The following is a 12223-nucleotide window of genomic DNA, read 5'->3' as shown; positions in this document are numbered from 1 at the left end:
GAGCGAGCCTTCTCGCGAATACGGTGGGTCAGCCAGCACTCATGTCGCTGATACACCGCATTCGTCGGATCGCCGCCCGGAGCAGGCTCGCTCCCACAGAGAAAGAAGTTCGCGCAAGGCCTAGCATATGCCCACCGTCCTCCACCGCTTGATCCTCGCCATCGCACTGTTACTGCCGATGGCCTCATACGCCGGCGAAGCCGAAGACTTCGTCGCCGCCAACCCGACCCAGCAGGCCAAGCTCCTGGAAGCCTGGGCCGCGCAGCCCGACCCGGCACGCGTCGAATTGATCAATGCCCTGCAGCAAGGCCAATTGACCATCGACGGCCAGCCAAAGACCCTGCGCCTGAACAACCGTTTGCGAGGGCTGATCGAAACCGCTCTCGCCAGCCACCAGCTACTCGCCGTGGACGCCCGTGTGCGCCTGGCCGCCGCGCAGCAATTGCAAAAAAGTGCCCGCCCCGCGCAACTGGCGTTCCTTGATCGGCAACTGGCCGGCGAGCAGGACGAAGACGTGCATGCCGCCCTGAGCCTGGCCCTGGCGAACCTGCAACTGGTGGATGCCAATCCTGCCGTGCGCCTGGCCGCCGTCCGCCTGTTGGGGGAAACCGGCGACCCGCTGGCCCGCACCCGCCTGGAAGCCCTGCTCGAACCCGGCGTCGAAACCGATGCCGCCGTGCGCACCGCCGCCGAAACCAGCCTCGGCCAGGTCAAGCGCAAACTGCTTATCGGCGAGTTGCTGGGCCAGGCCTTCAGCGGCATGTCCCTGGGCTCGATCCTGCTGCTCGCCGCCCTCGGCCTGGCAATCACCTTCGGCCTGCTCGGGGTGATCAACATGGCCCACGGCGAGATGCTGATGCTCGGCGCCTACTCCACGTATGTGGTGCAGATGCTGTTCCAGCGCTTCGCCCCGAACGCCATCGAGTTCTACCCGCTGATCGCCCTGCCGGTGGCGTTTTTCATCACCGCGGCCATCGGCATGGCCCTGGAGCGCACGGTGATCCGCCACCTCTACGGGCGCCCGCTGGAAACCCTGCTCGCTACCTGGGGCATCAGCCTGATGCTGATTCAGCTGGTGCGCCTGGTGTTCGGCGCGCAGAACGTCGAAGTCGCCAACCCGGCCTGGCTCTCGGGTGGGATCCAGGTGCTGCCGAACCTGGTGCTGCCGTACAACCGCATCGTGATCATCGCCTTCGCGCTGTTCGTGGTGGTCCTGACCTGGCTGTTGCTGAACAAGACGCGCCTGGGCCTGAACGTGCGCGCCGTGACCCAGAACCGCAACATGGCCGCCTGCTGCGGCGTGCCCACCGGGCGGGTCGACATGCTCGCTTTCGGCCTCGGCTCGGGCATCGCCGGGCTCGGCGGCGTGGCTTTGAGCCAGATCGGCAACGTCGGCCCGGACCTGGGCCAGAGCTACATCATCGACTCGTTCCTGGTGGTTGTACTCGGCGGCGTCGGCCAACTGGCCGGCAGCGTGTTCGCCGCGTTCGGCCTGGGCATCGCCAACAAGATCCTCGAACCGCAGATCGGCGCCGTGCTCGGCAAGATCCTAATCCTTGCGCTGATCATTCTGTTCATCCAGAAGCGTCCGCAAGGTCTCTTCGCGCTTAAAGGACGGGTAATCGACTGATGAACCAGCCCCTGATGCTCACGGCCACACAAAAGGCCGGTCCCAAACTCACCGTTGCCGTCGGCGCGCTGATCCTCGCCGTGCTGCTGAGCCTGCCGTTGCTGTCGTTGCTGGCGGCGGACAATCCGCTGCACATCTCGGCCTACACGCTGACCCTGGTGGGCAAGATCCTCTGCTATGCCATCGTCGCCCTGGCGCTGGACCTGGTCTGGGGCTACGCCGGCCTGCTCTCCCTCGGCCACGGCCTGTTCTTCGCCCTGGGCGGCTACGCCATGGGCATGTACCTGATGCGCCAGGCCGCCGGTGACGGCCTTCCGGCATTCATGACGTTTTTGTCGTGGACCGAACTGCCCTGGTACTGGGCCGGCACCGACAGTTTCCTCTGGGCGCTGTGCCTGGTGGTGTTGGCACCGGGTTTGCTGGCACTGGTTTTCGGCTTCTTCGCGTTCCGCTCGCGGATCAAGGGCGTGTATTTCTCGATCATGACCCAGGCCCTTACCTTCGCCGGGATGCTGCTGTTTTTCCGCAACGAGACGGGTTTTGGCGGCAATAACGGCTTCACCAATTTCCGTTCGATCCTGGGCTTTGGCATCACCGAGCCGGGCACCCGCGCGGTGCTGTTTTTTGCCACGGTGCTGTTGCTGGTGGCGAGCCTGTTCATCGGTTGGCGCCTGGCCCGCAGCAAGTTCGGACGGGTGCTGACGGCCCTGCGCGATGCGGAAAACCGCCTGATGTTCTGCGGCTACGATCCCCGTGGTTTCAAGCTGTTCGTCTGGGTGTTGAGCGCAGTGTTGTGCGGCCTGGCGGGGGCGCTGTACGTGCCGCAGGTGGGCATCATCAACCCCAGCGAAATGTCGCCAACCAACTCAATCGAAGCTGCCGTGTGGGTGGCCCTTGGCGGGCGCGGCACGCTGATCGGACCGCTGCTGGGCGCTGGCGTGGTCAATGGCATGAAGAGCTGGTTCACCGTGGCGTTTCCTGAGTACTGGCTGTTCTTCCTCGGCGCGTTGTTCATTGTCGTGACGCTGTATCTGCCCAAGGGCGTGATCGGCTTGCTGAAGAAAAGGGGCGAATGATGCGAATCACACCCACGGCGGACTTCATGCTCGAACCGATTATCGAGCCCCCTGTCGATGCCAATCGGGACCAAGGCAGCAGCCGCGATGCGATCGGCCTCGGCCAAGCCGCTGGCGTGGGCCTGGACACCCGCCACGGCACCATCCTGACCCTGGAAGACATCAGCGTCAGCTTCGACGGCTTCAAGGCGCTCAACGATCTGAACCTGTACATCGGCGTCGGCGAATTGCGCTGCATCATCGGCCCCAACGGTGCCGGCAAGACCACCTTGATGGACGTCATTACCGGCAAGACCCGACCCAGCCACGGCAAGGCCTGGTTTGGCGAAACCCTGGACCTGACCAGCATGAGCGAAGTGCAGATTGCCCAGGCCGGTATCGGCCGCAAGTTCCAGAAGCCGACGGTGTTCGAAGCCCTGAGCGTGTTCGAAAATCTGGAGCTGGCGCTCAAGACCGACAAATCGGTATGGGCCAGCCTGCGGGCGAAACTGACCGGCGAGCAACATGACCGTATCGGCGAAGTGCTCGAAACCATCCGCCTCACCGCCTCGGTCAATCGCGCCGCCGGGTTGCTGTCTCACGGGCAGAAGCAATTTCTCGAGATCGGCATGCTGCTGGTCCAGGACCCGCAACTGCTGCTGCTCGACGAACCGGTGGCGGGCATGACCGACGCCGAAACCGACTTCACCGCCGAGCTGTTCAAGTCCCTGGCCGGCAAACATTCGCTGATGGTGGTGGAACACGACATGGGCTTCGTCGGCGCGATCGCTGATCACGTCACCGTGCTGCACCAGGGCAGTGTGCTGGCCGAAGGGTCGCTGGAGCAGGTGCAGGCCGATGAGCGGGTGATCGAGGTGTATCTCGGTCGCTAGAACGACACATGCTGTTTCCTGTGGGAGCGAGCTTGCTCGCGATAGCGGTAGTTCAGCCTGCACATGTGTTGAATGTGCCGCAGTCATCGCGAGCAAGCTCGCTCCCACAGGGGACTTGAGGAGAGTCTAAAACATGCTGCAAGTCGACAAGCTGCACCAGTACTACGGCGGTAGCCACATCCTGCGGGGCCTGTCGTTCGACGTGAAGGTCGGCGAGGTGACGTGCCTGCTGGGCCGCAACGGTGTGGGCAAGACCACCCTGCTCAAATGCCTGATGGGCCTGCTGCAGGCCAAGGAAGGCGTGGTGAACTGGGAAGGCAAGGCCATCACCACCTTCAAGCCGCACCAGCGGGTGCATGCCGGCATCGCTTACGTGCCCCAGGGCCGGGAGATTTTCGCTCGGCTGACGGTGGAAGAAAACCTGCTGATGGGCCTGTCGCGTTTTCCCGGTTCCGAAGCCAAGGAGGTGCCGGCCTTTATCTACGAACTGTTCCCGGTGCTGCTGCAGATGAAACAGCGCCGCGGCGGTGACCTGTCTGGTGGCCAGCAACAGCAGCTCGCCATTGGCCGGGCCCTGGCCAGCCGTCCGCGCCTGCTGATTCTCGACGAGCCCACCGAAGGCATCCAGCCGTCGGTGATCAAGGAGATTGGCGCGGTGATCAGGAAACTCGCGGCCCGGGGCGACATGGCGATCTTGCTGGTGGAGCAGTTCTACGACTTCGCCGCCGAGCTGGCCGATCAGTACCTGGTGATGTCCCGGGGCGAAATTGTCCAGCAGGGTCGCGGCGAAAATATGGAGGCAGAGGGTGTGCGCGGGCTGGTAACGATCTAGGCTTTGTACGAAAAGTGCCTGCGCGACGATCATGCTGCGTTGAAAACAGGCTCGGAATGCTCATTGACAACCAGTCAACTCCGCTTCCTCGCCTGTTTTCGCCTTGCCTGATCGCCGCTCGGCGACTTTTCGTTCAAACCCTAGTCTTGGCATCCCGACGATAATCAGAAAATCATGAATCTACCTGTATCGCCCTCCGCCCTGTTCACCCCCAGCTGGCATGCCGAGCTGGACTTGGGCTATGCCCGATTCGGCGACTGCACGCGTCCGGTCCAGCGTCGCCACAAAGGTCCACTGCGGGTGCAGAAACACCTGTACGCCGAAGGTCCCGAAGTCTGCCAGCACATCATCGTCCACCCGCCCGGCGGGATTGCCGGCGGTGATCGGCTGGACATCTCGGCTCACGTCGGCCCCGGTGCCTGGGCGCAACTGACCAGCCCCGGCGCGGCCAAGTGGTACCGCGCGGCCGGCCCGGCGTACCAGCAACTGAAACTGAGCGTGGCTGGCGGTGCGACCCTGGAATGGCTGCCTCAGGAAACCATCGTGTTCAGCGCGGCCCAGGCCGAACTCAGCACCTGCATCGATCTGCAGGGCGACGCCCGGCTGTTCTACTGGGACATGGTTGCCCTCGGCCGACCGGCCAGCGGCGAACGCTTCGACCTCGGCCACTTTCAATCGCGGCTGGACATTCGCCGCGACGGCCAGTTGTTGTGGCATGAACGCCAGCGCATTGTCGGCGGTGACGGCTTGCTCGATTCCCCCATCGGGCTGGGCGGTGATCCGGTGTTTGCGACGTTGCTGGTAACCGGCGAGATCGACAGCGGGCTGCTGGAGCGCTGCCGATCCCTCGGCCATGCCGTGCGCGGCGACCTGACCCAGTTGCCCGGCCTGGTCGTGGCCCGCTGCCTGGCGAGCGAGGCATTACTGGCGCGCGGGTGGTTGATTGAATTGTGGCGCTTGCTCAGGCCCGCATTGCTCGGACGAGAAGCCATGCCACCGAGAATCTGGAGTACCTGAATTTGCCTTTACCTGTGGGAGCGAGCTTGCTCGCGATAGCGGTGTATCAGCCAACCATTATGTTGAATGTTCGATTGCCATCGCGAGCAAGCTCGCTCCCACAAGGGATCGGTGTTTACTGCGAAAAAAATTATCTGCCCTTACTGGACTGCACATGGACCTGACCCCACGCGAAAAAGACAAGCTGCTGATCTTCACCGCCGGCCTCGTCGCCGAGCGGCGCCTGGCTCGTGGCCTGAAGCTCAACTATCCGGAAGCCATGGCCTACATTTCCGCCGCGCTGCTGGAAGGCGCTCGTGACGGCCAGACCGTGGCCGAGCTGATGCACTACGGCACAACGCTGCTGAGCCGCGAGCAGGTGATGGAAGGCATTCCGGAAATGATCCCCGAGATCCAGGTCGAGGCGACATTTCCCGACGGCACCAAACTGGTCACCGTCCACCAGCCCATCGCCTGAGGTCGCGGCATGACTTATCAGATTCGTGACGCCCGCCCTGCCGACCTGCCGGCGATCCGTGACATCTACAACGATGCGGTCCTCAACACCACGGCGATCTGGAACGAACAGGCTGTGGACCTGGGCAATCGCCAGGCCTGGTTCAGCGCCCGGCAAATCCAGGGTTATCCGGTGCTGGTGATCAGCGACGCCGAAGATGACGTGCTCGGCTACGCTTCATTCGGCGACTGGCGGCCGTTCGACGGTTTCCGCCACACCGTGGAGCATTCGGTGTACGTACGCAGCGATCAACGTGGCAATGGGCTCGGCCCGTTGCTGATGGGTGCGCTGATCGAGCGCGCCAGGGCCTGCGGCAAACACGTGATGGTTGCGGCCATCGAGAGCGGCAATGCGGCGTCGATTCGCCTGCACGAGCGGGCCGGTTTTGCCATCACCGGGCAGATGCCCCAGGTGGGCACCAAGTTTGGTCGCTGGCTGGACCTGACCTTCATGCAGTTGGTCCTCAATCCCGGGGCGCCACCGCCCACCATCGACAAGGAGTGATACCGATGAATGCCGCGCAGTTGCGCCGAGTCCACGCTGAAAGCTTCGCGCATTACCGCCAGGGCTTGATTGATCTGCTGCTCGACGCCGTGGGCTATGGCGCCAGCGTGGGGTTCATGGCTGACCTAGATGCCGTCCAGGCCCGCGCCTATTTCGACGAGGTCCAGGCCAGCCTCAACCAGGGCCATCTGCTGCTGTGGGTGGTGGTCAAGGACGAGCAGGTGCAAGCCAGCGTCCAGCTCGCGCTGTGCCAGAAGCCCAACGGCCTCAACCGCGCCGAAGTGCAAAAGCTGCTGGTGCGCGGCGATGCCCGCCGCCGCGGCCTCGGCCAGCAGTTGATGAATGCCTTGGAGCTCGGTGCGCGCCAGCACCAGCGCGGCTTGCTGTACCTCGACACCGAGGCCGGTTCCGAGGCCGAGGCGTTCTACCGCGCCATGGGCTACACCCGCGTCGGCGAACTGCCCGACTACTGCCAGAGCCCGGACGGGACCTACAGCCCGACCGCCATTTACTACAAGACTTTGGGGCAACCGCAATGATTCCAGGCCAGTACCAGGTCCAGCCCGGCGACATCGAGCTCAACGTCGGCCGCCGTACCCTCAAGCTGAACGTCGCCAACAGCGGCGATCGGCCGATCCAGGTCGGCTCGCACTTTCATTTTTTCGAAACCAACGACGCCCTGGCCTTCGACCGCGCCGCCAGCCGAGGCATGCGCCTGAACATCCCGGCCGGCACGGCGGTGCGCTTCGAACCGGGTCAGAGCCGCGAGGTGGAACTGGTGGACCTGGCCGGGCATCGGCGGGTGTTCGGGTTTGCCGGGCGGGTCATGGGCGATCTGTAAGTCATAGGGTGCCTGCACTGGCCTCATCGCGAGCAAGCTCGCTCCCACAGGGAAACGCGATCAAATGTGGGAGCGAGCTTGCTCCGGGCGGCGTTCCGACGATGAGTGAGCGCAGCGAACGGTTCCAATATTCAATTGAATCTCAAGGCAAGCACATGAAAATCTCCCGCCAAGCCTACGCCGACATGTTCGGCCCCACCGTCGGCGACAAGGTTCGCCTGGCCGATACCGAGTTGTGGATCGAAGTGGAAAAGGACTTCACCACCTACGGCGAAGAAGTGAAGTTCGGCGGCGGTAAGGTGATTCGCGATGGCATGGGCCAGAGCCAACTGCTGGCCGCCGAGGTGGTCGACACGTTGATCACCAACGCACTGATCATTGACCACTGGGGCATCGTCAAGGCCGATGTCGGCCTCAAGGACGGGCGCATCGCGGCGATTGGCAAGGCCGGCAACCCGGACATCCAGCCCGACGTGACCATCGCCATCGGCGCGAGCACCGAAGTGATCGCCGGCGAAGGCATGATCCTCACCGCCGGCGGCATCGACACCCACATCCACTTCATCTGCCCGCAACAGATCGAAGAAGCCCTGATGAGCGGTGTCACCACCATGATCGGCGGCGGCACGGGCCCGGCTACCGGGACCAACGCCACCACCTGCACCTCCGGGCCGTGGCACCTGGCGCGCATGCTCCAGGCCGCCGACGCGTTCCCGATGAACATCGGTTTCACCGGCAAGGGCAACGCCAGCCTGCCGGAGCCGCTGGTCGAGCAGGTCAAGGCCGGGGCCATCGGCCTGAAGCTGCATGAAGACTGGGGCACCACGCCGGCGGCCATCGACAACTGCCTGAGCGTGGCCGACCAGTACGATGTGCAGGTGGCGATCCACACCGACACCCTCAACGAATCCGGCTTCGTCGAAACCACCCTGGCGGCGTTCAAGGGCCGCACCATCCACACCTACCACACCGAAGGTGCCGGTGGCGGTCATGCGCCGGACATCATCAAGGCCTGCGGTTTTCCTAACGTGTTGCCCAGCTCCACCAACCCGACCCGGCCATTCACCCGCAACACCATCGACGAGCATCTCGACATGCTGATGGTCTGCCACCACCTGGACCCGAGCATCGCCGAAGACGTGGCCTTCGCCGAAAGCCGCATCCGCCGTGAAACCATCGCTGCCGAAGACATTCTCCATGACCTCGGCGCGTTCTCGATGATCAGCTCCGACAGCCAGGCCATGGGCCGCGTCGGCGAGGTCATCACCCGCACCTGGCAAACCGCCGACAAGATGAAAAAGCAGCGCGGCGCCCTGCCCGGCGATGGCGCCGGTAACGACAATTTCCGCATCAAGCGCTACATCGCCAAGTACACCATCAACCCGGCGATCACCCATGGCATCAGCCATGAGGTGGGCTCCATCGAAGTCGGCAAATGGGCCGACCTGGTGTTGTGGCGCCCGGCGTTCTTCGGCGTCAAACCGACCTTGATTCTCAAGGGCGGGGCGATTGCCGCCAGCCTGATGGGCGATGCCAACGCCTCGATTCCAACACCGCAACCGGTGCACTACCGGCCGATGTTCGCCAGCTACGGCGGCTCACGACACGCCACCAGCCTGACCTTCATCAGCCAGGCCGCCGCCGAGGCGGGCCTGCCGGAGCAATTGGGCTTGAAGAAACGGATCGCCGTGGTGAAAGGTTGCCGCGATGTGCAGAAGACCGACCTGATCCACAACGACTACCTGCCGAGCATCGACGTCGACCCGCAAACCTATCAGGTCAAGGCCGATGGCGTGCTGTTGTGGTGTGAACCGGCGGACGTCCTGCCGATGGCGCAGCGGTATTTTCTGTTTTGAGTGGATAACTGGCCGAACGCAAACTCCGTGGCGAGGGAGCTTGCTCCCGCTGGGGTGCGAAGCAGCCCTCGCTTTTTGGCGGTTGCTGCGCAACCGAGCGGGAGCAAGCTCCCTCGCCACAAGGTTTTATGTCCGGGCCTGCCTCATTCGACCAACCGCCCCAGCCGCTGCTTGAGCATGCGGTTTTCGCTGCGCAGCTGCTGCACCTCTTCCAGCAGGTCCAGCGCCAGGGCGACGCCTTCCCATTCCAGCTCCAACTCGCGGCGCAGCTTCGCTGCACGCCGGGCCAGGACCAGTTCGTAATCAGTGAAACGCCAGTCCGTGGGGGCCGTGCCGTGAGGTTCGAGAATGCCGTGTTCGACGATTTCAATCACATGGACATCGGCCAACGCAGCAGCCTCACAGAATTCCATCAGGTTCAGTTCAATGATCGGGTTGTTCATGGTCTGCTTCTCCCAATGCTTCAACTGTCGAGTCTAGCCATGATCCTCGGTTCAGAAGTTCTCCCGTGGATCAAATGCGGCTTTCTTCGCCAGCTCCGCCCACAGCGCCTTGACCGATTCGTCGCTGGCCTTGGGCATCACGGCCTTGAGCTGCACGAACAGGTAACCGCGCTCGCCGGCCTTGTTGCGCAGGCCGTGGCCCTTGGCGCGCATGCGCTGGCCGTTCTGGCTGCCGGCCGGCACCTTGAGGTTGATCTTGCCGGTGAGGGTCGGCACCGCCACCTCGGTGCCCAACGCCAGTTCCCACGGCGCCAGGGGCAAAGTGATGATCAGGTCCTGGCCTTCGACATCGAACTTGGGGTGCGGGGCGAAACGAATGGTCAGGTACAAGTCGCCATTGGCGCCGCCACCGATGCCGGGCGCGCCCTGGCCCTTGAGGCGGATGCGCTCGCCATCGGTCACTCCCAGCGGGATCTTCACGTTCAGGCTTCTGCTGGTATTGCTCACATGCTGGCCCGCGGCGTTGTACTGCGGCACCTGGAAGCTGACCTTCTTCGATTCGTTCGACAGGGTCTCTTCCAGGAAGATCGGTAATTCCATTTCCACGTCTTGCCCCCGACGGCCGGCGCTGCGACCCGATTGTCCGCCACCGAAACCCGGCCCGCGATTGCCAAAGATCGAACTGAAGAAATCCGAGAAATCGCCAGTGTCCTGCCCGCCAAAACCACCACGGCTCTGCCACCCCGGCGGTCCCTGGAACGGCTGGCCGTGCTGGCCATAGCGGCGCAAGTCATCGTACTCGGCGCGTTTGTCCGCACTCTTCAGCGCTTCATACGCCTCGGAGACGTCCTTGAACTTGGTCTCCGCGTCTTTCTCTTTGCTTACATCCGGGTGGTATTTACGCGCCAGTTTGCGATAGGCGGCCTTGATCGTGGCGTCGTCGGCCGTCGGCTCCACACCCAGGATCTTGTAATAGTCTTTGAAATCCATCTAAGCATCACCATCCGTTATCGATGTCGCACCGCCACGCACGGCATGCCCGGATGACCGGACAGCGGGTTGACCGGCCTCAAGATTGTGACCGGACGGTGCATCAGAAGTTTATCGGCAGCTGGCGGCGGATCTTGTACCGCCCTGTGCCACCAGACCCATGCCAGCAAGTTTGGGGGGCCGACGCGGTCTTTCAAGGCCGGGGTTTGCGAATTAGTGGACAACCGGCCTTCGAATCCGCGTCGCACTGGCATACACTGCGCGGCCGTTTTTACGACCGGAACTGAAAGACATGAAAAACCCATCCCCGGCGCGTGCCTGCGGTATCGACTTCGGCACGTCCAACTCCACCGTCGGCTGGCTGCGCCCCGGCATGGAAACGTTGATCGCGCTGGAGGACGACAAGATCACCTTGCCCTCGGTGGTCTTTTTCAATCTTGAGGAACGTCGCCCGGTCTACGGTCGCCTGGCACTGCACGAATACCTGGAAGGCTACGAAGGCCGGCTGATGCGCTCGCTCAAGAGCCTGCTGGGCTCCAAGCTGATCAAGCACGATACCAGCGTGCTCGGCACGGCGATGCCGTTCAAGGATCTGCTGGGGTTGTTCATCGGTCAGTTGAAGAAGCGTGCCGAAGCCACCGCCGGGCGGGAATTCGAAGAAGTGGTGCTGGGGCGTCCGGTGTTTTTCGTTGATGACGATGAAATGGCCGACCAGGAAGCCGAGAACACTTTGGTGGACGTGGCGCGGGCCATCGGTTTCAAGGAAGTCTCCTTCCAGTACGAACCCATTGCGGCGGCATTCGATTATGAATCGACCATCGAAAAAGAAGAGCTGGTGCTGATCGTCGACATCGGCGGCGGTACTTCGGACTTCTCCCTGGTGCGCCTGTCTCCCGAGCGCCGCATGCACGACAACCGTCACGCCGACATCCTCGCCACAGGCGGCGTGCACATCGGCGGCACCGATTTCGACAAGCAGCTCAGCCTGCAAGGCCTGATGCCGCTGTTCGGCTACGGCAGCCGGATGAAAAGCGGCGCCTACATGCCCACCAGCCATCACATGAACCTGGCGACCTGGCACACCATCAACGCGGTGTATTCGCAAAAGTCCACGCTGGCCCTGGGCAGCATGCGCTACGACATCGAAGACACCGGCGGTATCGACCGGCTGTTCAAGCTGATCGAACAGCGTGCCGGGCATTGGCTGGCGATGGAAGTGGAGGAAACCAAGATTCAGCTGACCCACGCCGACCAGCGCCACGTGGCCCTGGACCGGATCGAGCCGGGCCTGAGCGTGGACCTGAGCCGCGCCTTGTTCGAATCGGCGATCGACGGCCTGCTGGAGCGAGTGCGCAACAGCGTCACGCAACTGCTCAACGATGCCAACGTGCGGGTTGATCAAGTCGACACGGTGTTCTTCACCGGCGGCTCCAGCGGCATTCCGGCGCTGCGCAACAGCGTCGCGGCGATGCTGCCCCAGGCGCGCCATGTAGAAGGTAATATTTTCGGCAGTATTGGCAGCGGGTTGGCGATCGAGGCGATGAAGCGGTATGGCAGCCAGGTCTGATCTGAGACCGAGGCGCCTGAATCGCGAGCAAGCTCGCTCCCACACTTGACCGCATCCTCCTGAAAAAACCCGGTTAACTGTGGGAGCGAGCTTGCTCGC

General features: G+C 63.2%; 13 protein-coding genes. 11 read left to right on the top strand and 2 right to left on the bottom strand.

All coding sequences use genetic code 11. From position 1 onward, the window contains the following. Positions 1 to 127 precede the first annotated feature (127 nt). From urtB to ureC, 10 genes are all read left to right on the top strand, one after another. Positions 128 to 1630, top strand: coding sequence for an urea ABC transporter permease subunit UrtB (urtB, locus tag J3P86_RS02845; protein WP_434699368.1), 1503 nt, complete (start codon positions 128 to 130; stop codon positions 1628 to 1630). Next, on the top strand, positions 1630 to 2706 hold the full coding sequence (urtC, locus tag J3P86_RS02840) for an urea ABC transporter permease subunit UrtC (protein ID WP_434569961.1): 1077 nt from the start codon (positions 1630 to 1632) through the stop codon (positions 2704 to 2706). Before urtB ends, urtC begins: the two co-directional genes overlap by 1 nt. After that, positions 2706 to 3578 carry an urea ABC transporter ATP-binding protein UrtD gene (gene urtD / locus J3P86_RS02835; RefSeq protein WP_434658325.1) on the top strand — a complete coding sequence of 291 codons (873 nt, stop codon included), beginning with the start codon at positions 2706 to 2708 and terminating at the stop codon, positions 3576 to 3578. Before urtC ends, urtD begins: the two co-directional genes overlap by 1 nt. A 133-nt stretch (positions 3579 to 3711) precedes the next feature. Further along, on the top strand, positions 3712 to 4410 hold the full coding sequence (urtE, locus tag J3P86_RS02830) for an urea ABC transporter ATP-binding subunit UrtE (RefSeq protein WP_434699367.1): 699 nt from the start codon (positions 3712 to 3714) through the stop codon (positions 4408 to 4410). 174 nt (positions 4411 to 4584) lie between these two features. Beyond that, entirely contained in the window at positions 4585 to 5427 is an 843-nt protein-coding gene (locus J3P86_RS02825) for an urease accessory protein UreD (RefSeq protein ID WP_434699366.1), read from the top strand. 154 nt (positions 5428 to 5581) lie between these two features. Next, a complete protein-coding gene (gene ureA, locus J3P86_RS02820; protein WP_003197350.1) occupies positions 5582 to 5884 on the top strand; it encodes an urease subunit gamma in 303 nt (100 codons plus the stop codon). Between the two features lie 9 nt (positions 5885 to 5893). Next, positions 5894 to 6427, top strand: coding sequence for a GNAT family N-acetyltransferase (locus J3P86_RS02815; protein WP_434699365.1), 534 nt, complete (start codon positions 5894 to 5896; stop codon positions 6425 to 6427). A 5-nt stretch (positions 6428 to 6432) separates the two neighbouring features. Then, complete coding sequence (locus J3P86_RS02810; protein WP_434626340.1) at positions 6433 to 6966, top strand: GNAT family N-acetyltransferase; 534 nt, start codon at positions 6433 to 6435, stop codon at positions 6964 to 6966. Then, a complete protein-coding gene (locus J3P86_RS02805) occupies positions 6963 to 7268 on the top strand; it encodes an urease subunit beta (protein ID WP_434602683.1) in 306 nt (101 codons plus the stop codon). The genes J3P86_RS02810 and J3P86_RS02805 overlap by 4 nt, the downstream gene beginning before the upstream one ends. 155 nt (positions 7269 to 7423) lie before the next feature. Next, entirely contained in the window at positions 7424 to 9124 is a 1701-nt protein-coding gene (ureC, locus tag J3P86_RS02800) for an urease subunit alpha (protein WP_434626341.1), read from the top strand. A 143-nt stretch (positions 9125 to 9267) separates the two neighbouring features. Here ureC and J3P86_RS02795 read toward each other — a convergent pair whose 3' ends face one another. Further along, positions 9268 to 9567, bottom strand: coding sequence for a chaperone modulator CbpM (locus tag J3P86_RS02795; protein WP_030140113.1), 300 nt, complete (start codon positions 9565 to 9567; stop codon positions 9268 to 9270). Positions 9568 to 9618: 51 nt separating this feature from the next. Next, positions 9619 to 10557, bottom strand: a complete 939-nt coding sequence (locus J3P86_RS02790; protein ID WP_434569968.1) for a DnaJ C-terminal domain-containing protein — start codon at positions 10555 to 10557, stop codon at positions 9619 to 9621. 292 nt (positions 10558 to 10849) lie between these two features. Between J3P86_RS02790 and J3P86_RS02785 the strand changes: the two genes are divergently transcribed. Further along, positions 10850 to 12124, top strand: coding sequence for an Hsp70 family protein (locus J3P86_RS02785; protein ID WP_305497121.1), 1275 nt, complete (start codon positions 10850 to 10852; stop codon positions 12122 to 12124). Positions 12125 to 12223 lie beyond the last annotated feature (99 nt).

Source organism: Pseudomonas sp. D1-1 (assembly GCF_051132225.1).
Lineage (GTDB): Bacteria > Pseudomonadota > Gammaproteobacteria > Pseudomonadales > Pseudomonadaceae > Aquipseudomonas.
Note: the sequence above shows the minus strand (reverse complement) of the source record. Positions and strands in the feature narration are given on the sequence as shown.